Below are 24,301 nucleotides of genomic sequence, written 5' to 3' on the forward strand. Positions count from 1 at the left end.
ACTTGGCTGCCTATGATCGAACGCGACGGGATCGACAGTTTGGAATGAGCTGATGGCGCCCAGTCATTGGCATCCGGCTGTAGATGTTCAGAAAGTGTGATTTCGGTGGCCGTTGGCGCCGTTCGTTTGTCGCTTGCCGACAGTTCAAGACCTGGGGAGAGAGCATGAACCGTAGTATCCAGAAGCGTGCCTTGGCATTGGCCTTGGTCGTGGCCATGGGCAGCGTCCACGCGCAGTCCACCACCGGCAGCATCGTCGGTAGCGTGGGGCAGGGCAGTGGCACGAGCGTGCTGGTGGAAAACAACAGCGGCTTCAGTCGCGAGGTGCCGGTGGACGCGCGCGGCCGCTACACCGCCGGCAATCTGCCGCTGGGCACCTACAAAGTGACGGTCAAGCGCGAAGGCGCGGTGGTGGAAACGCGTGAGAACGTCGCCATCACCGTCGGGGCCAATACCGACGTGTCGTTTGCTGCCAGCGCCGCGGGGAGCGGCGTGCAGACCCTGGACAGCGTCACCGTCAGCGCCGCCAGCCTCACCACCATCGACGTCAGCAGCGTGGATACGCGCACCGTCGTCACCGCCGAACAGTTGCAGCAACTGCCGCTGGGCCGCACCGCCGAAGCGATTGCGCTGCTGGCACCGGGGGTGGTGGTCAACAGCGGCGGTTTCGACAACGGCCCGCTCGGCGGCTCGCTTCCCAGCTTCGGCGGCTCGGCCGCCAGCGAAAACGCGTACTACCTCAACGGTTTCAACACCACCACCATCAGCAACAACCTGGGCGGCCTGACCCTGCCTTACGGCGCCATCGACCAGCAGGAAATCTTCACCGGCGGCTACGGCGCGCAGTACGGCCGCGCCAACGGCGGCGTGATCAACCAGATCGGCAAGCGCGGCACCAATGAGTGGAAGTTCGGCGCTGCAGTGATCTGGGAGCCGAATGGCCTCAAGGCCAATCAGCGCGACATCTATTGGCGCCCGGACAGCCAGGGCAGCACCATCAACAACGCTGCCTACCGCTATGCGCGTGCGGCCAATGGCCTGTATCAGCCCGCCAGCGAGGCCGAAGCCAACCAGACCACCTACAGCGCCTATGTCGGCGGACCGATCATCCAGGACAAGCTGTTCTTCTTCCTGGCCGCCGAGCAGGTGAATTCTGACGGCGTACGCGTAGGCACCAATCGCGACACCGACAACGGCCGCACCGGTGGCCTCACCGACTACGACTACAAGCAGAAACGCTGGTACGCCAAGGTGGACTGGAACATCACCGACAACCACCTGATCGAGGTGACCGGTGCCAGCGACGTCGCCGAAACCAACGGCTCGATCTATCGCTACGACTATGTTGCGCGTGAGCGTGGTGCCTACTTCACCGACGAGTCCACCTGGAAAACCGGGCCGACGCTGTTCACCGGCAAGTACACCGGCTATCTGGGCGACAACCTCACCGTGACCGCGCTATACGGCAAGATGAGAACACCGGACGAGCTGACGCCGTTCAACTACAACGCCGCCAATGGCCCGGTGATCAACAGCGCCGCATTGCAGAATCCTGCCTACACCGGCGGCACACCGCGCATCGGCAACCAGCTGGTCACTTCGGTCAGCTCGCCGGACCGCGAGTACAAAAAAGACAACCAGCGCCTGAATCTGGAATGGCGCATCGGCCACCACACGCTCAACTTCGGTATCGATAACCAGAAGTCCGAAGGTATCGATGTGGGCTCGATCCTCTCTGGCCCCGGGTTTGCCTGGACCTACGGACAGACCAACGACCCGTACGGGCTGGCCACCGGTGGTCTGGTCAGCCAATCGGCCAACGAAGCCGGCGGCATCGGTGCGCCAAGCCCGGGTTTGGTGGATCCGGTCAACGGATCCAGTGGCTATTACGTGGTGCGCAACATCAACACCAGCCTGTATTCGTACGAAGCCAAGCAGCGCGCCTACTACATCGAAGACAAGTGGCAGGTCACCGACAATCTGCTGCTGAGCCTGGGCTTGCGCAAGGACGAGTTCACCAACTACACCCCGTTCGGCGATCCCTATATCGAAATCGACAACGCGTGGGCGCCGCGCCTGGGCTTCAGCTGGGACGTCAATGGCGACTCCAGCTTGAAGGTGTTCGGTAACCTTGGCCGTTACTACCTCGGTCTGCCGCTATCGGCGGTGAGTCTGTTCACCCCGGCCACCACCACCGATACCTACTACACCTACAGCGGCATCAATGCCGACGGCACGCCGATCCTCGCGCAGCAGCTGGGCTCGGCGGTGTCGGCCAATTCGCGCTTCGGTCGCATCGCCGATGTACGCACCGCGGTGGCCAAGGACATCGAAGGCGAAAACCAGGACGAACTGATCCTCGGGTTTACCAAGCAACTCGATAGCGGCTGGGTGCTGGGCGTGCGCGGCACGCATCGCCGCCTCAATGCCGGCATCGACGACCAGAACTACGATGTCTCCAACACCGCCTTGATCGATGCGGCAGCGGCGCAAGGCGTGACCATCGATTTTTCCAAGGTGGCGGGCGCATCGTTGATCAATCCGGGCCAGACCAATACCTGGGGGGTGATCGGCACCGATGGCCAGTTCCATGAAGTATCGGTGAGCCGTGAGGCGGCAGGTTTTCCGAAGTTCAAGCGCAATTATTCGGCGGTGGAATTCAATCTGGAGCGTCCGTTCGACGGCAAGTGGTATGCCAAGGTCAACTACGTCTGGTCGCATAGCTACGGCACCACCGAAGGCCAGGTGCGTTCGGATCTATGGCGCACCGGCGGCGCGCTCGGTAGCTATCAGGGCCAGGCCTCGGTCTCGACCACGCAGAGCTGGGATCACGCGGCGTTGATGGAACACTTCAACGGCGATCAATCCAACGATCACCGTCATCAGCTCAAGTTGTTCGGCTTCTACCAGTTCACCCCGCAATGGGGCGCCTCGGCCAATTTCAGCCTGATTTCCGGCGCTCCGCACAACTGCCTGGGCAACTACTACGGAACCGAATACAGCGGCCGCGATCCGGCCGGCTATGGCGGCAGTGCAATTACCGGCGGCCCGTACCACTACTGCTACAACCCGGAGACCGGCACCGGCGTGGCATCGCCTCCCGGCTCGCAGGGGCGCCTGGGCTGGATTGCGCAGCTGGATATGGGCGTGACCTACAAGCCGGCCTTTGCCGACGGCAAGCTTGCAGTGCGCTTTGACGTATTCAACATCACCAACGAGCAGACCGCGACCAACATCTACCCGTTCTCGCAGCTGCCCGACAACACCACCAACCCGCTATGGGACCAGGTCGTCGCCTATCAGGCGCCGCGCTCGGGCCGGGTGACGTTGAGCTACGATTTCTAATCGCGTCATTGATAACTGCAGTCCAGGCAGCGACGCGTGATGGCACGCGTCGCTGTTTTGTTTTTGGGGGTGGCGCTGAAATCGACATCATTCTGATGAGCGAGAACACGCCGCCTGCGCGGTGGCTTGGCTGCGTCAAGTGGACTCAAGGCTGGACGACTAAGCGGCAGACTTCAGCTTCATTGCCTGAAAAGCTGCCGTATCGTGGCCAACAGACGCAGCGAGCAGCCGTCAGGTGGACGCGGACGGCGCGGAGGAACCGGGGCGCACGGGCGGACATCGATTCCAAGCATCGGCCGTGCCCGCCTGGCGGCTGCGCAGAAGTGTCGTGAGCTGCTCTTGATCAAAACCCGTCGCGATACGCCTGCACCGCCGCGACCGGATCAGGCGCCGCGTAAACGCCACTGACCACGGCAATCAAGTCCGCACCCGCACTCGCCAGCGCAGGCACCTGCGCAGGCGCAATGCCGCCAATCGCGACGCGCGGCAGGTCGAGTCCGGCGGCTTGCTGCAGCAATGCAGGCGTCGCGCGCCGGGTGGTCTGCTTGGTGGTGGTCGGGAAAAACGCACCGAAGGCCACATAACTGGCGCCCGCTTTCGCTGCGGCGCGCGCGCGCTCGATGTCGTCGTAGCACGACACCCCAATGATGGCCTGCCTGCCCAGCAGCGCGCGCGCTGCCGCCACGTCCCCATCGTCTTCGCCCAGATGCACGCCTTGCGCACCGACCTGGGCCGCCAGCTGCGCATCGTCGTTGATGATCAACGGCACGCCATGGGCCACGCATGCCTCGCGCAGGGCGCTGGCCTGGCGCAGCCGCAGCGCCGCATCCGCCTGCTTGTTGCGGTATTGCAGCCAGGTGATCGACCCCAGCAACGGCGCCGTGCGCAGGAGCAGGCGCTGCGTGTTGGGCTCGTCGGGGGTGATCAGGTAGACGCCGCGAACGTTAAGACGGTTGGGCATGGCAACGCTTCCGAAAGCGGTGGATGGGATGGGACAATGCAGGCCCACTGTTGCATGACCGCGATTATCCGATGAGCGAGACATCCACGACCACCTACCGTACCTGGATGTGCGTCGTCTGCGGGTTTCTCTACCATGAGGCCGACGGCATCCCCGAAGAAGGCATCGCCCCGGGTACCCGCTGGCAGGACGTCCCCGACACCTGGACCTGCCCCGATTGCGGCGTGACCAAGGAAGACTTTGAAATGGTGGAGATCGACTGAGCTGCCGCCAACGGCGTGCAATCAGGCAGTGTCCTCTACCGTGATGCTGTTGCGATGGGAACAGGCGAATGCGTACGTTGCCGAGAACCACACGGCGATGCCCTGTCTGGGTAGCCTGGCCTACCTAACCAGCGCGTAGACCGGCTCAATGCGCCCGCGCGCGCTGGCTGTTCAATTCCACCAGGTGTTCGTGCAGATGGGCCGCGTCCTGCGCGCCCGGGTTGAGCACCAGGTAGCGCGAGAGATCGTGGCGTGCGCCGTTGCGGTGGCCCAGATGCAGATAGGCCATGCCGCGGTCGCGCAGGGCCTCGGGTTGGTCGGGCACCAGCTTCAGGATGCGGTCGGCGCTGCGGGCGGCGCGGTCCCAGTGCTCGGCATCGGCGTAGACACCGTGCAGGTTGCGCAGGATGCGGATCAAGATCGCGCGGTGCGGGGCGGGGTCGAGAATCTGCGCCAGCGCGCGGTCGTCGGGAATTTCACCGCCCAGATGCGGGCGGGCACGTTCGCGCAGCTCATCCACGCCCAGCGGACGGCCGCCGTTGAACGGGTCCATCACCAGCACGCCGTCATCTACCGGCAGACGCACCAGGAAATGGCCGGGAAACGACACCCCCGCCAACGGGATGCCCAGCCGGCGCGCCACTTCGATCTGCACCATCGCCAGCGAAATCGGATTGCCCAGCCGGCGCTCGAACACCTGGTTGAGGTAGCTGTTGCGCGGGTCGTAATATTCGTCGTGATTGCCCGAATAGCCCAGCTCGTCGAACAGGTAGCGATTGACCGCCGCCATCTTCAGCGGCCAAAGATCGATTGCGTCCACTTCCCGGCGCAGATGCTCGACGTGGCTCTGCACCAGCGTGTCGTACAGCTCGGCATCCAGCTGCGGATACTCGTCGCGCGCGATCAGTAGCGCGGTGGACATCAACGGCACCGCATCGTCGTCCAGGCTGGCGAGCGCGGTCCAATGGGGAAGTGGGAGCATGTCGACCATGCTGCCAAGAGTGTCGGCAAGCGGCGCAGGGTTCAAGTCCGGTACTTCCTGACAGGGACGCGGGCCGCATGAATGCGTCACGCTGACAGGCGGCTCTGCGTCCGACGGCTGCAGGCGCCCGTTCGGGAAGGTGACGCGCAGGTCTCACCCGACGGCAGGCCGCCATGCCCCTGGCTGGCATGGCCCCAGAGCCTGCGCGCAGCCGCTTATTTGAGGGTCGGGATGTCCGGGCTGAAGCGCAGCGTGGCGCCATCCTTGAGACCGAGCTTGGCGGCCTGGCCGGCATTTAGCTCCAGCACGTAGCGCGCGGGCTGCTTGCTGGGGTAGGGCGGACAGGCGTCGCCGGCCGAGCACGGCGGCACATCGCGCTGCTGGGAAACCAGCCGGCGCTGTTCATCGAAATACAGGATATCCAGCGCAATTTTGGTGTTCTTCATCCAGTACGCCATCGGCTCCTGGCGGTCGTGGATGAACAGCATGCCGCGGTCCTGGTCCATGGCATCGCGAAACATCAGCCCCTTGGCGCGATCGGCATCGTTGCGCGCCAGTTCTACCTTGTAGCGCGTGCCTGCCAGTTCCACCCAGCTGTCGCCGCTGCTGGCGCAGCCGCCAAGCAGGACCAGAAGCGCAAGGATCAGAAAACGAACACAACGCATGCGGCATACCAACTGGCAAGGAAGCCGCACCATCTGCCAAGCGGCCGCGTGCGTCAAGCTGCTGCGGTGCGTTGTGCGTTGTGCGTTGTGCGGTTGCTGCAAGCGCGATGTGGGCGATCCGCCATCGCTTCGCGATGCGGGCCGTCACTGCGCATGCGAAGGCCCGCACGCGATCCTTAGATCACCCGCGGTGGCTCGCCGCCCACGATCACCACGTCGGCCGGGCGCCGCGCGAACAAACCCACGCAGACCACGCCAGGAATCTGGTTCAAGCTGCGCTCCAGCCCTACCGGGTCGGTGATCTGCAGGTGATGCACGTCCAGCACCACGTTGCCGTTGTCGGTCACCACGCCATCGCGCCACACCGGCTGGCCGCCGGTCAGCGCCAGGATCTGCCGGGCGACCAGGCTGCGCGCCATCGGAATCACTTCCACTGGCAGCGGGAAGTTGCCCAGCACCGGCACCTGCTTGCTCGGGTCGACGATGCAGATGAAGCGCTCGCTGGCTTCGGCGATGATCTTCTCGCGCGTCAGCGCCGCGCCGCCGCCCTTGATCAGGCAGCGGTTCGGGTCGCACTCGTCGGCACCGTCCACGTACAGCGACAGATTGCCGGTGTGATTGAGGTCCAGCACCTCGATGCCCTGCTGGCGCAGGCGCGCGCTGCTCTGTTCGGAACTGGATACTGCGCCCTTGATGCGATGGCCGATGCGGCCCAGCGCGTCGATGAAGTAAGCCACCGTCGAGCCGGTGCCCACTCCGACGATCATGCCGTCTTCCACGTAATCGATCGCTTTCTCGGCGGCCAGGCGCTTTGCTTCGGACATTGTTGAGGCTCGGGATTGGGGATTGGGGAGTCGGGATTCGTCGGAGCGTTGCACGTCGGGCTGCGGGGATTGAGCGAATCCCCAATCCCGAATCACGGCGATTCCATCGCCAGCAACAATTTCCACTGCGCAGCGGTGACCGGCAGGATCGACAGGCGGTTGCCGCGCGCGATCAGCGGGAAGCCTTCGCCCAGCGCATCGGCCTGTTGCTTGATTTCGTCCAGCGAAATCGTGCGTGCGAGTTTGCGCTCGAACGCCACGTCCACCAGCATCCAGCGCGGGTCTTCGCGCGTGGACTTGGGATCGTGGTAGTCGGAGGACGGGTCGAACTGGGTGTCGTCCGGGTACGCCGCGCTCGCCACCTTGGCGATGCCGACGATGCCGGGCACCTTGCAGTTGGAATGATAGAAAAACACGCCATCGCCCACGTGCATGCCATCGCGCATGAAGTTGCGCGCCTGGTAATTACGCACGCCGTTCCACGGCTCGGTGCCGACACGTTCCAGATCATCGATGGAGAACGTGTCCGGTTCGGACTTCATCAACCAGTAGCGCTTGCGGGCAGTCATTCGGAAACGGTGTCGTCTTTCAGGAAGGTGGCGTGTTCGGTACAAATGGCGTCGACCGCCACATCCCATGCTTCGGAGGGCAGGGCGGGCACCTGCTGCGCAGCGAAGCCGACACCGACCAGCCAGGGAGGCGGCGCCTGGCGATGCCGGAACGCGAAGCTGCGATCATACCAGCCGCCTCCCATCCCCAGCCGACGGCACGCCGCATCGAAACCGGTCAGCGGCGTGACCACCAGTGCCATCTCCTCCGGTGCCAGCGTGTCGGCGGCTGCCACATCCGGCTCCGGAATGCCGTAGCGATTGCTCACCAGCGGCTGGCCCGGCCGCCACGGTGCGAAGCGCAGCACGCGTCCATCCAGTACTGGCAGGCAGTAGCGCAACCCCGCCGGCAGGGTCAGCTGCCAGCGATGCAGCGCAATTTCGCCATCCATCGCCCAGTAGCCGGCCACGGCGCCGCTATGCGGTGCGAACGGCAGCGCCAGCAAACGCCCGGCCAACGCATCGGCTGCGGCCAAGCGCTGCGCCGCCGGCAGGCTGCGGCGGTGTGCGCGCAACTGCTTGCGCAACGCGTCTCGGTCCTCGGTCATCGGTATCTCGCAGCGCAATCGGTGCTGCATTGTCGAATGCGCGCACGCGCCTGCCTAGCGTGGCGTGCGATGCGGGCCGCAGCTGCGCCTGCGTTGCGGGCGTGCCGATGGAGCCATACGGTGTGCGCACTGCCGGGACATGTCCCCTGCATCTGCACGTGCATGGGCGCTGCAGCGTGCGCGTCGCCACATGCGGCAACGCCACCGACACAGCACCAGCACCGCGACCGCAACACACCGGCCGTGCCGCTTCAGCTACCGCATGCCAGATCTTCAGACGCGCAAAAAGAAACGACGCCCGAAGGCGCCGTTTCAGATTTGCATTCTCCGCCGTGACGATGCGGGCTAAACGACCTTGAACCCGGGGTTCAAGTGGGGACGTTGTGAGGCCATCGGGCTTCCCGCTACAAGGCGGACTTGCACACCCGGCTTCGTCGCGCCCCCGTGGTCGTAATTAAGGGACAAGGCGAATGTTTTGCACGCTGTCGTTTACAGCAGAGAACGCAGGCGAATTATAGACCTCTGTGCCGCGATGGCTAGCCCAATCGTCGGTCAGCGGGCTTGAGGATTCATATTTGCGATGGCAGTGCGAATTCCACTCAGCGCGGTGTGTCGGCAACGCTGTCGAGCCGGCGATTCAAGGTGTCCAGCGTATTGGCCAGCTCACGATCGTAGCGCGCCTGCTGTTCGCGCAGTTGCTGCAACTCATGCGCCAGATTGAGCGCAGCCAGCACCGCGACACGATCCACCGCCGCCATGCGATTGCTGCCGCGGATCTCACGCATGCGTAGATCCAGCAGCCGCGCGGCAGCGGTAAGACTTTCGCGCTCGTCCGCCGTCACGCCCACCGTGTATTCACGATCCAGAATACGGACGCTGACCGGTTCGTTGTTGCTCACGTGTGCTGCTCCAATGACTTCAGGCGGGCGATCATCGCTTCCACCCGCGAGCGCGCCTGCTCGTTCTTGGTCAACAGTTGCGAGCGCTCGCCGATGAGCTGCTCCTGTTGATGACGCAAGCTGCGATTCTCGTCGGCAAGCCGTTGGGTACGCTCCACCAACGCCTCCACGCGGGCGGCGAGTGCGCTGATCTGAGCGAGGGCGGCAGCGTTGTCCATGCGCTCACGATAGGGGCGCGTGCGCGGGGTGGTCAAGCGCCCATGCCTGCCCCGATTCCCGGCGTCAGCACAAGCCCTGCAAGGCCTGGCACAGGATCCAGACAGCCGGCATCGCAGGCGCGGAACGCGCGCTGAAACGCGCAGATCGCGGCCCACGCAGGCCGCCTTGGTACACTGGGAAGTCATATCGCCGGCCGTGCGCCGGCACCTTTCGCTCTTCAGCCTGGATGACCCGATGGATCTGCCCGACGTAACCGCTGTGCAACACGAAAGCCGTCAGCTCGCGCTGGCGTCCTCTGCAGCGGAGTTGCATGGTGGGCTGTGCGGGTGGCTCTCCGGCGGCGGCGCCGACAGTGCCGACTGGCTGGCGCGCGTTCTGGCCGACAGCGGTCAGGTGGCACCCAGGCAGGGCGGGGCGCTGGATCAGCTGCGGCAGGCCACCGTGGCGCAACTGGAAGACCGCGATTTCGCCTTCGAGTTGCTGCTGGTCGAAGACGGCGCCCCGTTGCCGGCGCGCACCGATGCGTTGTTCGACTGGTGCCGCGCCTTTCTGGGCGGCTTCGGCCTGGCTGCGCAGCAGCGTCCGGCGCTGAGCGAAGAAGGAGAGGAAGCGCTGCAGGATCTGGCGCGTCTGGCGCAGGCCTCCAGCGACGACTTCGATACGGCCGACGAGGACGACACTGCATTGGCCGAGATCGAAGAATTCGTGCGCGTGGCGGTGCTGTTGCTGCATGGCGACTGCGTGATGGGGCCGCGCTTTCGCCAGCGTCTGAACTGACTGCCGGCATGAAGAAGCTCACCGGGATTGGCGCGGCCGAGTACGCGCGCCGGCGCAAGCAGCTGATGCAAATGGCTGGCGATCAGGCGATTCTGATCTTGCCGGCCGCGCCCGAGCGCGTGCGTAGCCACGACACGCATTACCCGTATCGACAGGATTCGGATTTCTGGTATCTGAGCGGGTTTGCGGAGCCCGAAGCGGTGCTGGTGCTGGTGCCTGGCCGCAGGCATGGCGAAGCGATTCTGTTCTGCCGCGAACGCGATGCCGAGCGCGAAGCCTGGGATGGCCCGCGCGAAGGTCAGGAAGGTGTGGTGGAACGCTACGGCATGGACGATGCGTACCCCATCGACGATGTCGACGAGATCCTGCCCGGCCTGCTGGAAGGGCGTAGCCGCGTGTACTACCACTTCGGGCGCGATGTCGACTTCGATCTGAAATTGATCGGCTGGCTCAAGCGCGTGCGCGAGCAGGTGCGCCACGGGGCGCAGCCGCCGCACGAATTCCTCGAGCTCGGGCATCTGTTGCACGAGCAGCGCCTGTTCAAATCACGCGACGAAATTGCGCTGATGCAGCAGGCTGCCGACATCAGCGTGCGCGCGCACCGTGCAGCGATGCGGCTGGCGCGGCCGGGTGTGCATGAATACGAACTGCAGGCCGAGGTCGAGCGTGAATTCCGCGCTGCCGATGCATGGCCGGCATACGGCAGCATCGTCGGCACCGGCAGCAACGCCTGCGTGCTGCATTATCGCGCCAACAATGCGCGCAGCCGCGATGGCGAGCTGGTGTTGATCGATGCCGGTGCCGAGTATCGCGGCTATGCGGCCGATATCACCCGCACCTTTCCGGTCAACGGTCGCTTCGCGCCAGCGCAGCGTGCATTGCACGATCTGGTCGGCGCTGCGCAGGCGGCTGCGCTTGCACAGGCGCGGCCCGGCGTGGCGTACGAAGCCGGGCATCTGGCGGCGGTGGAAACCTTGACCGAAGGGCTGCTGCGCCTGGGGCTGCTCAAGGGCAAGCTCGAGCGCAACATCGCCGATGGACACTACAAGCGCTTTTATCGGCACAAGACCGGCCACTGGTTGGGCCTGGATGTGCACGATGTGGGCGACTACCGGTTGGCCGGCGATTCGCGGCTGCTCGAGCCCGGTATGGTGTTCACCATCGAGCCGGGGCTTTACGTATCGGCCGACGACACGTCGGTAGAGGCCAAGTGGCGCGGCATCGGCATTCGCACCGAAGACAATGTGCTGATCACCGCCGATGGCCATCGCGTACTGACCGATGCGCTGGCGCGCAGTGCCGACGAGATCGAAGCGGAGATGGCCGGCGGCGCGTGAGCGCCGGCGCGCGGGTAGGTGGCAAGGGCCGACACGACGTGGCGGGCGTCATGACGTAAGCCGCAGGCGCGGCGCAATTGCGGCAGTCGTGCCGTGGTGCACGCCGATTCCGGGCATCGGCTGCACGCGTCTGGCGGCTGCGCAGGCCCATGTTGGCTGCAGTTATTGGCCCAGCTGCGGCGCCTGCGTGCGTTCGGGCTGTTGCGCTGGCTCGCTCGGCCCGCCGAGTTGACGCGCGCGCTCGAACGATTGCTCTTCCGGCGTGGCCAGCGCCTGTTCGGTTTTCATGTGCGCGCGCAGATGCGCCGGGTTGGCCGGATCGCCCTGCACCACGAACACGTTCTCGCCGCCGTGCACGCCGCGATTGTTCGCTTCGCTCATCAGCACATGATCCACGCGTGACAGCCCACCTTCCTTGGCCAGCGGCAACAAGGCGGCGGTGAGGCGTGCGCTGGTCTGGTCGGGGGCGCGGCCGTGCGCCGCATCGATCGCATGCACGCCGCGTTCGATCTGTTGATACATCGGGTGGTCCGGGTGCGAGCTCTGGCGTGGGTCGTTCATGGCGGTGTTCCGTAGCGTGGTGCCCAAACGTTGCGGGGCGTGATCGGGTGGTGGATGGCGTGGCTGAGCGTCCATTTCAAGCGTTCGCCATGCTGGCCCGGGACTCCAGCCGTGGTGTGGTCAGGCGCGGCTGATGTTCATGCGGCGGCGAAGACCGGGCGGGTCAGATTTTCCGCGCTGCCGTCGGTGCACGCCACCTCATCTTCGATGCGAATGCCGCCATAGGGCTTGAACGCTTCCACGCGCTGCCAGTCGACGCTGGCGGCGTGGCCGTTCTTCTTCACTTCGTCCAGCAGCATGTCGATGAAGTACACGCCAGGCTCGATCGTGACCACCATGCCGGGCTCCAGCACGCGGGTCAGGCGCAGATACGGGTGGCCGGGCGGGCGTTCGATGCGGCCGCCGCGGTCGCTGGCGGCAAATCCGGCCACATCGTGTACTTGCAGGCCGATAAGATGGCCCAGGCCGTGCGGGAAGAATGCAGCACTGACGCCGGTGGCCAACGCCGCTTCCGGCGAGACGGTCAGGATGCCGAACTCCTTGAGGATGCCCATCAACGCCAGATGCGCGTCGATATGCAGCTGCTTGTAGTCCACGCCGGCGCGCACGTTCTGGCCCATGCGCAGCTGGGCGGCATCCACTGCATCGATCAGCGCCTGAAAGTCGCTGCCGGGGTCGGCGGCGTAGGTGCGGGTGATGTCGCTGGCGTAGCCGTATGCGGAAGCGCCGGCGTCGATCAGGAAGCTGCGCAGCGGTTGCGGCGGCTGCTGGCCCAGTTCGGTGTAGTGCAGCACCGCGCCGTGTTCGTTGAGCGCGATGATGTTGCCGTACGGCAAGTCATTGGCGTCCTGGCCCACTGCCGCGCAATACGCCATGTGGATGCCAAATTCGCTTTGTCCGGCGCGGAACGCCGCTTCCGCAGCGCGATGGCCGCGCACCGCCAGTTGCTGGGCGATGCGCAGCAATGCCAGCTCGTAGGGCGTCTTGAACGCGCGCTGGTATTCCAGGTAATCGAGCACCGGCTGCGGGTTGTTCGGCACATACGCACCGAGCGTGCTGTGCGGCTCGCCGAGAATCGCGCAGCGCTCGGCGTGTTTGGGCAGCAGCGCCAGCGCCTGCTCCGGGGTGCGGATGATGTGGATGTCGCAGTGGTCGACCCACCAGCCGCTGGGCGCGTCGGGCACCACATGCCAGTAGTCGAACGGCTGATAGAAGATCACCGTCGGGCGCTTGCCCGGCGTGTAGACCAGCCAGCTGTTGGGGACCCGCGTCAGCGGTACCCAAGCCTTGAACTGCGGGTTTACCGCGTAGGGGTAATCGCGGTCGTCGAACAGCTGGTAATGCGTGCTGCCGCTGGGAACCACCAGATGCTCGAAACCGCCGCGTTGCAGCGCTTCGTCGGCGCGCGCGGCGAGGGTGCGCAGGTGGTCGGAGTACAGGCTGCTCAGGGAGGGCTGGGGCATGCGGGGCTCGATCGGCAATACAAAGGCGATGCGCAGTTTGCCGCAATCCCTGCAATGGCGCTGTGTCCTTGCATGGCCGACAACCAAGGTGCAATCGTCCATGGGCGACGGTTGGCGCGAAGGAGCAACCGTGGACGCATCGTGCCTGCTGCCACGCACATAGGCAGCGCCCGCTTGGCCATTGCGCCGCCGTGTGCCGGCCGCGCTTACCCGGCCAGATGTTCTTCGGCGATCCAGGCGCGCAGGCGCTGCCGGTGCGGCTCGGACATGGTCAGGAAGCGGAAGCCCGCCCAGGCCTGCCCGGGGGCGTGTGCGGCTTCGGACCACAGCAGATGCACGCCGACATCGATCTCGGTCGCGCGGCCAACCCGCTCGGGCAGCAAAAAGCGCAACTGGTACAAGGCATCGTCGTGCAGCGGCACCGAGGCCAACAACAGCATGCCGGTTTCGGACACATTGCCGACCCGGCCGATCTGCGCCTCGCTGAGCGTGTCGATGACCGGCAGCAGGTCGGTCGGCTGGCGGCGCGGTGCGCGGCGGGTGTCCTGAATCATGGCTGGGCCTCGGCGACAGGCGACTGGCCGGCCAGGCTGCGCAGCGTGCGCACGGTGGCATGCCAGGCGCGATCGATCAGACGCGATTTTTCTTCCACCACCAAACGTGCCTGCCCACCGGCCATCAGCCGTGCCAGGCTGTCCAGCGAGTGCTCGCCCACCTTCTGCCCACGCTGATTCACGAACAGCGCGTTGCCGGTCATCGGGCTGTACCAGGACAGGCGTTGCCGGCGCAGGTCACCTTGCTGGTTGACCACGAATTCGAACCAGGTGCCGAACGGCAAGCTGCGCACCTGCAGGTAGCACTCCTCTTCGGCAGGCGTGCGCGGCGTGGCCGCCTGCTTGCGCGCAGCGCTGTCGCCCTGCTCGCCAAGCCGCGCGCGTGCCTTGAGTTTGGCGGCAAGCTCGGTGCGCGAGGTCACCTCGTCCTCGCCACCGGGCGTGGACAAACGCCGTGCGATCGCCGCTGCTTCATCGTGGTGATACCCCACCTGCAGCAATGCGGTTTCCACCTCGGTGCCCAGTGCGATGTCGATGGGTTGGCCCTTGCTGCGGCAGGTCACCTCGCCAATGCGTGCGGTCAGCGCCTGGCGTTCGTCCCATTCGGGCGACTGCTCGCCCTGCCGCAGCAAGGTCAGCGTGAGCACGTCCGACCAGGCCTGGCGCAGTAGCGATTGCACGAAGCGCGGCGGCGCGCTTTGTTCGCACAGCTGCTCGATGCGCGCTTCGGCCTGCTGCTTGGCAGATTCCAGCCGCTCCTTTCCGCGCGCAGCATCCACATGCCGCCGCTCGGCCACCTCGGCCTTGCGCGCGAGGGTGCGCAGATGCGTCTGGATGTCGTCGTTGGCCGCGGCGAAAACAGCCTCGTCGCCTTGGTAGTCGTTGACGATCTTGTCGACCGCGCTGCCCAGCTTGTGCAGCAGGTGCGGGTCGGCATCGTCCTCGCCCAGCCACATGGCCCCGGACTCGGCGACGGTGTTGAGCAATTCGCGCACCGGGTGCTGGTCGCGCACGAAAAAATGCGCGTCGGTCAGCGCCGCGCGCACCACCGGCACCTGCAACTTGGCCAGCAACGCCTGGGCGGGAGCTTGCTCGCGCACTTCGCGCTGCATTTGCGCATAGAGCAGGCCGAGCAGATCGAAGGTGTCGTTGTCCTGCGGCGATAGCGCGGCATCGGGGCCGTGCTGGCGACGCAGCACCTCCAGCACCTGCCGTTGCACCGCATCGATGCCGGATGCGTGTGGCGTTGCTGCCGCCTGCGTGGCCAGCGCACCTTGCAGGCTGGCCAAGGCATCGCCAAGCGCCGCCTTGGGCACCGCAGCGGCGGCGCTGTGCTGCGATGCCTGGGCGACAGCGGCAAGCGAGGTGGGAGAGGGCGCCACGACCTAGTGATGGACGGGCGCCCTCGTGCCTGCGTGGCTTGCGTGCACCGCTGCCTGCGACTGCCGTGCCGATGCCATCAAGCCGCCCAGCGCCTGCACTGCATCGCTGAGCGCCGGCGACAGCGCCTGCGCGGGTGGAGCGATTGCCGTTGCTGGTGGCGCGGCAGCGGGATCCAGCAAGGCGCTCTGCCACGCCGTCGGTGCGGCTTGGCCTGCCCAGCCGGTGGCCGGCCGCGGCGTGCGCGGGCCGGCACCAGGCTTGTTCATTGCGGCAGCATCTTTCGACCCGGGCGCCGCTGCCGGTGGCGCACGCCGCGCCTGCACCTGCGTGGGCTTGATCAGATACGGGTGATAGACCAGCCCCGGCAGGATGCCTTCCTGGGCCAGCGCGCTGTTTGCACTTTCGAACAGATCGCCCAGTCGGTCCATCACCTGGCGCTCGAACACCTTGTACAGCGTCAGCTGTCCATCCAGGCTCAGCCCCAGCGTTTCCCCGCACTGACGCACGATGCGGCATAGCGCGTACGGGCCAAGCGGCAATTCTTCCAGCTCGAATTCGGGTACCGTACCGATCACCGCCAGGCGCTGCGCCAGCAAGAGCAGTGCATCGGCGCGCCGCGATGTCTCGCGACGTGCGATGTCGCTCAGCACGATGTCGCGGTCGATATCGGTGTCTTCGACCAGGGTCAGCATCTGTGTTTGCGCAGGCGTATCGGTCGATGGTGTCAGTACCGGGCGTTCGCGCAGGCTGGCCAGCGCTTGCGCCAATTCCTGCAGGAATGCCTGCGGGAAGCGATCGATGTGATCGCGCAGGCCGCGCATCTGCGCGTAGGTCTCAGCCTGGATCTGGCTATTGCGTGCATGCTCGGCCTGATGCAATAGCTCGCGTTCCAGCTCGACCACGGTCAGCCGCAGCGGTCCGCTCAGCGCCTGCACGCACTGCGCGTGCAGCATGCCGAGCAATCGCCGGCCGCGCGCGGACACCGGCGCATCGGCAATCGGGCCGCTAACTGCAGGTTGTAGGGGAGACACGTGCATGGACATCCGGGGGGAGGAGGCTGGCTCGGTTCAAAGCGTGAGCTATGTAGCATGTTTTTTCGCTGACCGCGCGGCATCGGCGCGCGCTGGCGCATCCTGCCCGCGATGTCCCAGCCGGCGGTCATGCGGGTATGCGCCCCGGTCGTACAGCCGATCCACCGGTGATGCCGGGGCGCCCAGACCCGCTCATACGTCGCGCACGGTCGTGAGCCAGGCATGGATGGCGCACTGGACGCAGTGTGCGCAGGCGGTACATGCCGATGCCAAGCGTCCTGCCGCGCCAGCCTGGCAGTGAGCGTAGTCGCTCGCTGCGCCTAGACCAGGAACAACTCGACCACATCATTGGTGAAACGCCGTCCCAGCTCGGTCGGCACCACGCGCCCGTCTTGCTGCCTCATCCAGCCCTGTGCCACTGCGCGAGCCAGCGGCGCCTCGATGGCACAGGCCGCAAGGCCAGTCGACGCCTCGAAATCGCTTAGCCAGAAGCCCTCGTGCAGGCGCAGCAGGTTGAGCATGTATTCGAACGGCAGCCGTTCGCCCGGCACGATTTCGTCCCCGCCGATCGATGCAGCGGTGCCGGCGCTGGCCAGATAGCTCTGCGGATGCTTGTGCTTCCAGCGCCGCAGCACGTGCTCTTCGGCACCGGAGCTGATCTTGCCGTGCGCGCCCGCGCCGATGCCCAGGTAATCGCCGAAACGCCAGTAGTTGAGGTTGTGCGCGCACTGCCGCCCCGGCTTGGCGTATGCGCTGACTTCGTACTGGGCGTAGCCGGCGTCGGCCAGCAGGCCTTGGCAGTGTTCCTGGATATCCCAGGCGGCATCGTCGTCGGGAATGCCCTTGGGCGGCCGCGCGAAGAACACCGTGTTCGGCTCCAGCGTAAGCTGGTAATGCGACAGGTGCGCCGGCTGCAGCGCGAAGGCGCGCTCCAGATCGTGCTCGGCCTGCATCGGCGTCTGCTCGGGCAGCGCATACATCAGGTCGATATTGAAATTATCGTAGCCGGCGTCCTGCGCCAGTTTGATCGCGCGCTCGGCTTCGGCGCTGTCGTGAATGCGGCCGAGTCGCTGCAGCGCCACATCGTCGAAGGTCTGCACGCCGAAGCTCAGGCGGTTCACGCCAGCAGCGCGGTAATGCTCGAAACGGCCATGCTCGGCGGTACCGGGATTGGTTTCCAGGGTGATTTCAAGATTCGGGGCAAAACGCAGCCGCGCCGCCGCTGCCTGCAGGAAGCGGTCGATCGCCTGCGGCGGAAACAGGCTGGGCGTGCCGCCGCCGAAGAACACCGAATGCACCACGCGGCCCCAGACCAATGGCAGGTCCGCATCCAGGTCGCGGATCAGCGCGTCCACGTACTCCTCGAACGGCAATGCGCCCTTGGCCGCATGCGAGTTGAAATCGCAGTACGGGCACTTGCGCACGCACCAGGGCAGGTGCACGTAGAGCGACAGCGGCGGTGGAATCAGCTGGGGCATTGCGCGAGGTGTGCCTTACAGCGACATCGCATGCAGCTTGTGCTGCAGCGTGGCCAGGGCGACCGCACGATGGCTCAGGCGGTTCTTCAACGCGGTGTCCATCTCCGCCGCGGTCAGGCCATACACCGGGTCCAGGAACACCGGGTTGTAGCCGAAGCCGCCAGCGCCGCGCGGTTGCGTGGTGATCACCCCTTCCCAGCTGCCTTCGGCAATCAGCGGCTGCGGATCTTCCGGATGCCGCAGCAACACGATCACCGCATAAAACCGTGCGCTGCGGCGATCGCTCGGAACCTCGCGCATCGCATCGAGCAACTTGGCGTTGTTGGCCAGCGCATTGGTCGGGGTGCCGGCATAGCGCGCGCTGTACAGACCGGGTGCGCCATCCAATGCATCCACGATCAGCCCCGAATCATCGGCCAGGGCCGGCAAACCGGTGACCGCGCTGGCATGGCGCGCCTTGATCAGCGCGTTCTCGACGAAGGTCAGGCCGGTTTCCGGGACATCTTCCACGCCGAGCTCGCCTTGCGCGACGATGCGCAGCGGCAGGCCGGCCAGCATGGCGCGCAGTTCTTCCAGCTTGCCGGCGTTGCCGCTGGCCAGGACCAGGTGTTTCATTGTTTAGGCTCCAGCAGATCCCACTTGGTGCCGTACAGATCGCGAAAGACCACGACCGTGCCGTACGGCTCGTCGCGCGGGGTTTCCAGAAATTCCACGCCGAACGCCTGCATGGCCGCGTGGTCGCGCCAGAAGTTGTCGGTGTAGAGGAAATGATCCACCCGTCCACCGGTCTGGTCGCCGATGCGCGCGCGCTGCGCGTCGTCGGCCGGCTGCGCCAGCAGCAGGGCGGCATCGTCTGCGCCGCCCGGGCCGATCACGACCCAGCGCTTGCCGTCATCGAGCGGGCGATCCTGCAGCACGCCGAAACCCAGCGCGCCGGTGTACCAGGCAATGGCCGCATCGTAATCGGCAACCAGCAAGGTGGTCAGGGCGATACGACGGCTCATCCGGCCAGCGCAGCGCGTTGCAGTGCGAACAACTCGCCCATGCCTTTTTCGGCCAGGGCAAGCAGCGCGTTGAGTTCGTCGCGACGGAAGGCGTGGCCTTCGGCCGTGCCCTGCAGTTCGATGAAGCCGCCGCCATCGTTCATCACCACATTCATGTCGGTATCGCAGTCGCTGTCTTCCGGGTAATCCAGATCCAGCACCGGCTCACCACGATAGATGCCGACCGACACCGCAGCCACCGCGCCGATCAGCGGGTGCTTCTTGATGTCGCCGCGCTTGAGCAGCAGGTTCACCGCATCGGCCAGCGCCACGTACGCGCCGGTGATGGCCGCGGTGCGGGTGCCGCCATCGGCCTGCAGCACGTCGCAGTCCAGTGTGATGGTGCGCTCGCCAAGTGCATTGCGGTCCACGCAGGCGCGCAGCGCGCGGCCGATCAGACGCTGGATTTCCAGCGTTCGGCCGCCCTGCTTGCCGCGCGCGGCTTCGCGGTCGGAACGGGTGTGGGTGGAGCGCGGCAACATGCCGTATTCGGCGGTGACCCAGCCTTCGCCCTTGCCGCGCAGGAAACCTGGCACGCGGTTTTCCACGCTGGCGGTGCACAGCACGCTGGTGTCGCCGAAGCTGACCAGCACCGAGCCTTCGGCATGGCGGGTGAAGGCGCGTTCGATGCGCACCGGGCGCAGCTGGTCGGCCGTGCGGCCGCTGGGACGGGAAAAGGTCATGCGATGAGTCCGGAAGTCGGGAGGTAGGTCTGGCGCCACTGCGCAGCGTGCAGGCAGCCGGCGAGGGCGGCTAGGGTACCATTCGCGCTTTGACGGCACGGGATTGACGATGATCCGAAGCATGACTGCGTTTGCTGGCAGCGAACGCATCACACCCTGGGGCACGCTCGGTTGCGAGCTGCGCTCGGTCAACCACCGCTTTCTGGAAGTGGGTGTGCGTCTGCCCGAGGAATTGCGTGCGCTGGAACCGCTGCTGCGCGAGCGCGTGGCAGCAAAGAACAGCCGTGGCAAGCTGGATCTGACCCTGCGCCTGCGCGCGCCCGACAATGCGCAGACGCTGGCGGTCAACGAATCGCTGCTACAGCAACTGGGTGCGCTGGCCACGCGCCTGGATGGCGTGTTCCCCAAATTGCAGGTCGGCTTCACCGACCTGCTGCAGCTGCCCGGCGTGCTGCAGGTGCAGGACGTGGACGCCCCCGCGCTGCAGGCGCAGGCGCTGGCGTTGCTGGAGGAAGTGGTGAGCAGTTTCGTGATCGCGCGCGAGCGCGAGGGCACCAAGCTGGCCGAGGCGATCAGCGAACGGGTGGATGCCATCGAACGCATCGCCGCGGAGGTGCGCATCCTGATTCCGGTGATTCGCGAAGGTCAGCGCGCCAAGCTGGCCGCGCGCCTGGCCGACCTGCCGCATCCGGTCGATCCGGGCCGTGCCGAGCAGGAACTGGTGCTGTGGCTGCAGAAGCTCGACGTGGACGAGGAGCTGGACCGCCTGTCCAGCCACATCGCCGAAATCCGCCGCGTGCTCAAGCAGCGCGAGCCGGTCGGTCGCCGCCTGGACTTCCTGCTGCAGGAGTTCAACCGCGAAGCCAATACGCTGGGCTCCAAGTCGGTGGACAGCCGCACCTCCAATGCCGCCGTGGATCTGAAGGTGTTGATCGATCAAATCCGCGAGCAGGTGCAGAACATCGAGTAGCCGGGATTTGTGATTGGGGATTCGGGATTGGTCGATGGCAAATCCCGTGCCTCTGCGGACCGCGTTCAATCCCGGTAGCATGTCGACCCCGGTGGCACCGGTCCGCAGTCCGTTCGCGAATCCCGACTCCCCAATCCCGAATCCCTGATCCTATGCGCGGCACCCTCTATATCGTTGCGGCCCCCTCCGGCGCCGGCAAGAGCAGCATCGTCAACGCCACCCTGGCACGCGACCCGAAGATCGCCCTGTCGATCTCGTTCACCTCGCGCGCGCCGCGGCCGGGCGAACGCCATGCCGAGCACTACCATTTCGTCTCCGCCGACGAGTTCCAGGGCATGATCGAAGCGGGCGATTTCTTCGAATACGCGCTGGTGCACGGCGACTGGAAGGGCACTGCGCGGCAGTCGGTGGAGCCGCAGCTGGCTGCCGGTCATGACGTCTTGCTGGAAATCGATTGGCAGGGCGCACGCCAGGTGCGCCAGAAGGTGCCCGATGCGGTCAGCGTCTTCATCCTGCCGCCCTCGCGCCAGGCGCTGGACGAGCGCATGCGCAAGCGCGGGCAGGACAGCGAGGACGTCATGGCGCAACGCCTGGCCGCCGCCCGCGAAGAGATGCTGCATTTCGAAGAGTTCGATTACGTGATCATCAACGAGACCTTCGATACGGCGGTTTCGGAGATGTGCGCGATCTTCACCGCCAGCCGGTTGCGTCGGCAGGCGCAACAGCAGCGGCACGCCGGATTGATCCAGGCGCTGCTGGACTAAGCGCCGCTGGCAAGGCTGCGCTGATCGCCGACGGGCGCAGCCGCCGCGCGAGGCGGCATTCCATCCGCTTGCACTGCGTTCAGAACGCGCCGGCCGCGCCAGCGACGGCTCAGGACGGTTTCCTGCTCGCTCCAAGCGGCTCAAACTGCTGATTCCAAAGGAAACTGAATGGGTGGCGGTTGCTGCGACGCCGGCCGGGGCGTACACTCCGCCCCCCTTTCCCTCATTCGATGCGCGGCCGTTGCCGGTCGCCGGGAGCCCGCATGGCCCGCATTACCGTAGAAGATTGCCTGGAAGTCGTGAACAACCGTTTTGAGCTGGTCATGATGGCCTCCAAGCGCGCCCGTCAGCTCGCCAACGGCGTGCAGCCGCTGATCGAGAATGCCGATGCCAGCGACAAGCCCACCGTGATGGCACTGCGCGAGATCGCCGCACGCCGGATCGACAACGCGCTGATCGATGAAGTCGAGAAGGCCGAACGCGAGCGTGCCGAGCGCGAAGCGCTGGAATGGGCCGCCGCCGAAGTGGTCGCCGACGAAGACATGTCCAAGAACGACGATTGATTTCCAGCATCGCTGCGATCGATCAGAACAGCCCGCCTCGATGCGGGCTGTTTTCGTTTTCGGTCCCGGCAATACGCCTGCGTGTGCAAATGTTTGCCGAGACTGCACGGCTGGCATAGTCTTCCGGCATGAACCCAGGCCCCACTGCCCAGGCGACCGTCGTGACGTCTCCGTCTTCCGACCAGGCCATCCCCGACTACGTCCTGCATCTCGAACGCGCGGCCAGCTACCTGCCCAAGGAGCAGCTGCCGATCCTGCGGCGTGCCTGGGAAGTGGGGGCCACCGCGCATGCCGGGCAGACCCGCAAGTCGGGCGAGCCGTACATCACCCACCCGGTGGCAGTGGCTGGCGTGCTGGCCGAGCTGGGCCTGGACATGGAATCGCTGATCGCCGCAATCCTGCACGACACCATTGAAGATACGCCGCTGACGCGCGAAGAACTGGCGTCCGAGTTCGGCGAAGCGGTGGCCGAGCTGGTCGATGGCGTCACCAAGCTGGACAAGCTCAAGTTCCGCGACCGCCAGGAAGCGGCGGCGGAAAGTTTCCGCAAGATGCTGCTGGCGATGTCGCGCGATCTGCGCGTGATCATGATCAAGCTGGCCGACCGCCTGCACAACATGCGCACGCTCGGCGCGCAGAGCACCGAAGCGCGCGGCCGCATCGCACGCGAGACGCTGGAGATCTACGCACCCATCGCGCAGCGCTTGGGCATGAGCCTGATCAAGTCCGAATTGCAGAATCTGGGCTTTCGCGCGTTGTATCCGTGGCGCCACGCCATCATCGAAAAACACATCCGCAGCCAGCCGGTGGTGCGGCGCGAATCGATGGCGCAGGTGGAAGTGCAGTTGAGCCAGCGGCTGGCCAAGGAAGGTCTGGAGCATCGGCTGGTCAGCCGCATCAAGACGCCCTGGAGCATCTATTCCAAGATGCACGAAGAGAACAAGTCCTTCGACCAGGTGATGGATGTGTTCGGTTTCCGGCTGGTGGTGCGTTCGGTGGCCGATTGCTATCACGCGCTGGGTGCAGTGCATGCCAGCTTCAAGCCGCTGGATGGGCGCTTCCGCGATTTCATCGCGATCCCCAAGGCCAATGGCTACCAGTCGCTGCACACCGTGTTGTTCGGACCGTACGGCTCGCCGATCGAAGTACAGATCCGCACCGAAGAGATGGACCTGATCGCCGAGCGCGGCGTGGCGGCGCACTGGACCTACAAGGTCGGCTCGGCCTCGCCCAACAGCGCGCAGAGTCGTGCGCACGACTGGATCGTGGAACTGATCGATTCGCAGCGCGCCGCCGGTTCGTCGCTGGAGTTCCTGGACAACGTCAAGGTCGACCTGTTTCCGGACGAGGTCTATCTGTTCACGCCCAAGGGCAAGATCCTGGCGTTGCCGCGCAATTCCACCGCACTGGATTTTGCCTACGCGGTGCATACCGACGTGGGCAATCGCGCCGTGGCCTCGCGCGTGGACAAGAAGCTGGTGCCGCTGCGCACCAAGCTGGTCAGCGGGCAGGCGGTGGAGATCATCACCGCACGCTCGGCCACGCCCAAACCGCAGTGGCTGGAATTTGTGGTCAGCAGCAAGGCGCGCACGGCGATCCGGCATCAGCTCAAGCAACTCGAGCACGAAGATGCCGTGCAGCTGGGCCACCGCATGCTGGACCGCGCGCTGGAAGCGATGGACTCCTCGCTGGAACGGCTGCCCAAGGGGCGCCTGGACGCGTTCCTCAACGAGCACCGCTACCCGCGTCTGGAAGCGCTGCTGGCCGATGTGGCGCTTGGCAACTGGATGCCCAATCAGGCCGCGCAGGCGCTGATGGCTTATGCGGAATTGCGTGGGGGCGGCCTGTCCAAGCATTCGCACGAAAAGATCCTGATCGACGGCAGCGAGCGCGGCGTGATCAGTTTCGCCAATTGCTGCCAGCCGATTCCCGGCGATGAGATCATGGGCTACCACACCGCCGGCAAGGGCATCGTGGTGCACCGCCTGGACTGCCCGAACCTGGCGGAACTGCGCAAATCGCCCGAGCGTTGGGTGCCGATCGACTGGGACTCCAACGTGACCGGCGACTACGACACCGCGCTGGTGGTCGAAGTGGAAAATCGCACCGGCGTGCTGGCGCAGTTGGCGGCAGCCATCGCGCAGAGTCAGTCCAATATCGAGCGCGTGGACTATCTGGACCGCGACTTCAACGCAGCCGTGCTGCGCTTCAACATCCAGGTGCGCGACCGCCGCCACCTGGCTGAAGTGATGCGCCGGCTGCGGCGTCTGCACGTGGTGCAGAGCGTGGGGCGGCAGTAAGCGCGACTGCTGCCTGCGCGTTGGCAGCAGCAGGCGGCTTCGCCACAGCTCGACGCCTTGATCGTGTGCGGAGCAACTGCT

23 protein-coding genes, 2 other RNA genes and 1 pseudogene are annotated in these 24,301 nt (G+C 65.6%); 8 read left to right on the forward strand and 18 right to left on the reverse strand.

Annotated elements, in window-relative coordinates:
• Positions 1-164: 164 nt before the first annotated feature.
• Positions 165-3,344 carry a TonB-dependent receptor plug domain-containing protein gene (locus J7360_RS14460; RefSeq protein WP_007967681.1) on the forward strand — a complete coding sequence of 1,060 codons (3,180 nt, stop codon included), beginning with the start codon at positions 165-167 and terminating at the stop codon, positions 3,342-3,344.
• 206 nt (positions 3,345-3,550) lie between these two features.
• Here J7360_RS14460 and J7360_RS14465 read toward each other — a convergent pair.
• Positions 3,551-3,624, reverse strand: a non-coding RNA gene (locus J7360_RS14465) — sX9 sRNA.
• A 63-nt stretch (positions 3,625-3,687) separates the two neighbouring features.
• Positions 3,688-4,305, reverse strand: a complete 618-nt coding sequence (gene thiE, locus J7360_RS14470; protein WP_042676135.1) for a thiamine phosphate synthase — start codon at positions 4,303-4,305, stop codon at positions 3,688-3,690.
• A gap of 23 nt (positions 4,306-4,328) precedes the next feature.
• Here thiE and J7360_RS14475 point away from each other — a divergent pair, with 23 nt between their 5' ends.
• A complete protein-coding gene (locus tag J7360_RS14475; RefSeq protein ID WP_008575804.1) occupies positions 4,329-4,568 on the forward strand; it encodes a rubredoxin in 240 nt (79 codons plus the stop codon).
• A gap of 145 nt (positions 4,569-4,713) precedes the next feature.
• On the opposite strand, the gene J7360_RS14480 is transcribed toward J7360_RS14475, so the two are convergent.
• From J7360_RS14480 to J7360_RS14515, 8 genes are all read right to left on the reverse strand, one after another.
• Positions 4,714-5,595 (reverse strand): SirB1 family protein, encoded by an 882-nt coding sequence (locus tag J7360_RS14480; protein WP_014090972.1) that lies wholly within the window; start codon positions 5,593-5,595, stop codon positions 4,714-4,716.
• Positions 5,596-5,765: 170 nt separating this feature from the next.
• On the reverse strand, positions 5,766-6,215 hold the full coding sequence (locus tag J7360_RS14485) for a DUF192 domain-containing protein (protein WP_007967674.1): 450 nt from the start codon (positions 6,213-6,215) through the stop codon (positions 5,766-5,768).
• Between the two features lie 176 nt (positions 6,216-6,391).
• Positions 6,392-7,039: a ribose-5-phosphate isomerase RpiA gene (rpiA, locus tag J7360_RS14490; RefSeq protein WP_007967672.1), complete on the reverse strand. Its 648-nt coding sequence runs from the start codon at positions 7,037-7,039 to the stop codon at positions 6,392-6,394.
• Between the two features lie 92 nt (positions 7,040-7,131).
• Entirely contained in the window at positions 7,132-7,608 is a 477-nt protein-coding gene (locus J7360_RS14495) for an EVE domain-containing protein (protein WP_022558552.1), read from the reverse strand.
• Positions 7,605-8,195 carry a 5-formyltetrahydrofolate cyclo-ligase gene (locus J7360_RS14500; protein WP_057661601.1) on the reverse strand — a complete coding sequence of 197 codons (591 nt, stop codon included), beginning with the start codon at positions 8,193-8,195 and terminating at the stop codon, positions 7,605-7,607. The genes J7360_RS14495 and J7360_RS14500 overlap by 4 nt, the downstream gene beginning before the upstream one ends.
• A 320-nt stretch (positions 8,196-8,515) precedes the next feature.
• Positions 8,516-8,699: non-coding RNA, 6S RNA (ssrS, locus tag J7360_RS14505), on the reverse strand.
• 95 nt (positions 8,700-8,794) lie between these two features.
• Positions 8,795-9,094, reverse strand: a complete 300-nt coding sequence (locus J7360_RS14510) for a cell division protein ZapA (RefSeq protein WP_005911936.1) — start codon at positions 9,092-9,094, stop codon at positions 8,795-8,797.
• Entirely contained in the window at positions 9,091-9,312 is a 222-nt protein-coding gene (locus J7360_RS14515) for a TIGR02449 family protein (protein ID WP_209034143.1), read from the reverse strand. The genes J7360_RS14510 and J7360_RS14515 overlap by 4 nt, the downstream gene beginning before the upstream one ends.
• A gap of 235 nt (positions 9,313-9,547) precedes the next feature.
• Here J7360_RS14515 and J7360_RS14520 point away from each other — a divergent pair, with 235 nt between their 5' ends.
• Together J7360_RS14520 and J7360_RS14525 are read left to right on the forward strand one after the other, a co-directional pair.
• Complete coding sequence (locus tag J7360_RS14520; RefSeq protein ID WP_057661602.1) at positions 9,548-10,090, forward strand: YecA family protein; 543 nt, start codon at positions 9,548-9,550, stop codon at positions 10,088-10,090.
• An 8-nt stretch (positions 10,091-10,098) separates the two neighbouring features.
• Complete coding sequence (locus J7360_RS14525) at positions 10,099-11,427, forward strand: aminopeptidase P N-terminal domain-containing protein (protein ID WP_057661604.1); 1,329 nt, start codon at positions 10,099-10,101, stop codon at positions 11,425-11,427.
• Between the two features lie 162 nt (positions 11,428-11,589).
• Here J7360_RS14525 and J7360_RS14530 read toward each other — a convergent pair whose 3' ends face one another.
• The 8 genes and pseudogenes from J7360_RS14530 to rph all read right to left on the reverse strand — a co-directional run bounded on the left by J7360_RS14530 (position 11,590) and on the right by rph (position 19,623).
• A complete protein-coding gene (locus tag J7360_RS14530; protein WP_057661626.1) occupies positions 11,590-11,988 on the reverse strand; it encodes an XVIPCD domain-containing protein in 399 nt (132 codons plus the stop codon).
• 137 nt (positions 11,989-12,125) lie between these two features.
• The gene (pepQ, locus tag J7360_RS14535) at positions 12,126-13,451 is read right to left on the reverse strand and encodes a Xaa-Pro dipeptidase (protein ID WP_057661629.1); all 1,326 of its coding nucleotides are present in this window, start codon (positions 13,449-13,451) and stop codon (positions 12,126-12,128) included.
• 206 nt (positions 13,452-13,657) lie between these two features.
• The gene (locus tag J7360_RS14540; RefSeq protein WP_057661606.1) at positions 13,658-14,005 is read right to left on the reverse strand and encodes a PilZ domain-containing protein; all 348 of its coding nucleotides are present in this window, start codon (positions 14,003-14,005) and stop codon (positions 13,658-13,660) included.
• Positions 14,002-16,431: pseudogene (locus tag J7360_RS14545) on the reverse strand (DUF1631 domain-containing protein). The gene J7360_RS14540 and the pseudogene J7360_RS14545 overlap by 4 nt, the downstream one beginning before the upstream one ends.
• 308 nt (positions 16,432-16,739) lie before the next feature.
• Positions 16,740-17,897: a radical SAM family heme chaperone HemW gene (hemW, locus tag J7360_RS14550; RefSeq protein ID WP_057661610.1), complete on the reverse strand. Its 1,158-nt coding sequence runs from the start codon at positions 17,895-17,897 to the stop codon at positions 16,740-16,742.
• A gap of 15 nt (positions 17,898-17,912) precedes the next feature.
• Positions 17,913-18,512: an RdgB/HAM1 family non-canonical purine NTP pyrophosphatase gene (rdgB, locus tag J7360_RS14555; protein ID WP_007967651.1), complete on the reverse strand. Its 600-nt coding sequence runs from the start codon at positions 18,510-18,512 to the stop codon at positions 17,913-17,915.
• Complete coding sequence (locus J7360_RS14560) at positions 18,509-18,901, reverse strand: VOC family protein (RefSeq protein ID WP_007967650.1); 393 nt, start codon at positions 18,899-18,901, stop codon at positions 18,509-18,511. Before J7360_RS14560 ends, rdgB begins: the two co-directional genes overlap by 4 nt.
• Positions 18,898-19,623 carry a ribonuclease PH gene (gene rph / locus J7360_RS14565; protein ID WP_209034130.1) on the reverse strand — a complete coding sequence of 242 codons (726 nt, stop codon included), beginning with the start codon at positions 19,621-19,623 and terminating at the stop codon, positions 18,898-18,900. The genes J7360_RS14560 and rph overlap by 4 nt, the downstream gene beginning before the upstream one ends.
• Before the next feature lie 109 nt (positions 19,624-19,732).
• On the opposite strand from rph, the gene J7360_RS14570 reads away from it, so the two are divergent.
• From J7360_RS14570 to J7360_RS14585, 4 genes are all read left to right on the forward strand, one after another.
• Positions 19,733-20,593: a YicC/YloC family endoribonuclease gene (locus J7360_RS14570; RefSeq protein WP_007974457.1), complete on the forward strand. Its 861-nt coding sequence runs from the start codon at positions 19,733-19,735 to the stop codon at positions 20,591-20,593.
• A 152-nt stretch (positions 20,594-20,745) separates the two neighbouring features.
• A complete protein-coding gene (gene gmk, locus J7360_RS14575; protein ID WP_005996765.1) occupies positions 20,746-21,357 on the forward strand; it encodes a guanylate kinase in 612 nt (203 codons plus the stop codon).
• 263 nt (positions 21,358-21,620) lie between these two features.
• Positions 21,621-21,920 carry a DNA-directed RNA polymerase subunit omega gene (gene rpoZ / locus J7360_RS14580; RefSeq protein WP_002812428.1) on the forward strand — a complete coding sequence of 100 codons (300 nt, stop codon included), beginning with the start codon at positions 21,621-21,623 and terminating at the stop codon, positions 21,918-21,920.
• 128 nt (positions 21,921-22,048) lie between these two features.
• Positions 22,049-24,220 (forward strand): bifunctional (p)ppGpp synthetase/guanosine-3',5'-bis(diphosphate) 3'-pyrophosphohydrolase, encoded by a 2,172-nt coding sequence (locus tag J7360_RS14585; RefSeq protein ID WP_003486157.1) that lies wholly within the window; start codon positions 22,049-22,051, stop codon positions 24,218-24,220.
• The last annotated feature ends 81 nt before the right edge of the window (positions 24,221-24,301 follow it).

It is taken from the genome of Xanthomonas sp. D-99 (genome assembly GCF_017746145.1).
GTDB classification, from domain to species: Bacteria; Pseudomonadota; Gammaproteobacteria; order Xanthomonadales; family Xanthomonadaceae; genus Xanthomonas; species Xanthomonas cissicola.

Coding starts and splice junctions, on each gene's coding strand:
- rdgB (WP_007967651.1), bottom strand. CDS start 18,512: ATGAAACACCTGGTCCTGGCCAGCGGCAACGCCGGCAAGCTGGAAGAA.
- hemW (WP_057661610.1), bottom strand. CDS start 17,897: ATGCCCCAGCTGATTCCACCGCCGCTGTCGCTCTACGTGCACCTGCCC.
- J7360_RS14460 (WP_007967681.1), top strand. CDS start 165: ATGAACCGTAGTATCCAGAAGCGTGCCTTGGCATTGGCCTTGGTCGTG.
- J7360_RS14500 (WP_057661601.1), bottom strand. CDS start 8,195: ATGACCGAGGACCGAGACGCGTTGCGCAAGCAGTTGCGCGCACACCGC.
- J7360_RS14560 (WP_007967650.1), bottom strand. CDS start 18,901: ATGAGCCGTCGTATCGCCCTGACCACCTTGCTGGTTGCCGATTACGAT.
- J7360_RS14515 (WP_209034143.1), bottom strand. CDS start 9,312: ATGGACAACGCTGCCGCCCTCGCTCAGATCAGCGCACTCGCCGCCCGC.
- J7360_RS14570 (WP_007974457.1), top strand. CDS start 19,733: ATGATCCGAAGCATGACTGCGTTTGCTGGCAGCGAACGCATCACACCC.
- J7360_RS14520 (WP_057661602.1), top strand. CDS start 9,548: ATGGATCTGCCCGACGTAACCGCTGTGCAACACGAAAGCCGTCAGCTC.
- J7360_RS14495 (WP_022558552.1), bottom strand. CDS start 7,608: ATGACTGCCCGCAAGCGCTACTGGTTGATGAAGTCCGAACCGGACACG.
- rpiA (WP_007967672.1), bottom strand. CDS start 7,039: ATGTCCGAAGCAAAGCGCCTGGCCGCCGAGAAAGCGATCGATTACGTG.
- J7360_RS14585 (WP_003486157.1), top strand. CDS start 22,049: ATGAACCCAGGCCCCACTGCCCAGGCGACCGTCGTGACGTCTCCGTCT.
- pepQ (WP_057661629.1), bottom strand. CDS start 13,451: ATGCCCCAGCCCTCCCTGAGCAGCCTGTACTCCGACCACCTGCGCACC.
- rph (WP_209034130.1), bottom strand. CDS start 19,623: ATGACCTTTTCCCGTCCCAGCGGCCGCACGGCCGACCAGCTGCGCCCG.
- J7360_RS14525 (WP_057661604.1), top strand. CDS start 10,099: ATGAAGAAGCTCACCGGGATTGGCGCGGCCGAGTACGCGCGCCGGCGC.
- J7360_RS14475 (WP_008575804.1), top strand. CDS start 4,329: ATGGGATGGGACAATGCAGGCCCACTGTTGCATGACCGCGATTATCCG.
- gmk (WP_005996765.1), top strand. CDS start 20,746: ATGCGCGGCACCCTCTATATCGTTGCGGCCCCCTCCGGCGCCGGCAAG.
- J7360_RS14485 (WP_007967674.1), bottom strand. CDS start 6,215: ATGCGTTGTGTTCGTTTTCTGATCCTTGCGCTTCTGGTCCTGCTTGGC.
- thiE (WP_042676135.1), bottom strand. CDS start 4,305: ATGCCCAACCGTCTTAACGTTCGCGGCGTCTACCTGATCACCCCCGAC.
- rpoZ (WP_002812428.1), top strand. CDS start 21,621: ATGGCCCGCATTACCGTAGAAGATTGCCTGGAAGTCGTGAACAACCGT.
- J7360_RS14540 (WP_057661606.1), bottom strand. CDS start 14,005: ATGATTCAGGACACCCGCCGCGCACCGCGCCGCCAGCCGACCGACCTG.
- J7360_RS14530 (WP_057661626.1), bottom strand. CDS start 11,988: ATGAACGACCCACGCCAGAGCTCGCACCCGGACCACCCGATGTATCAA.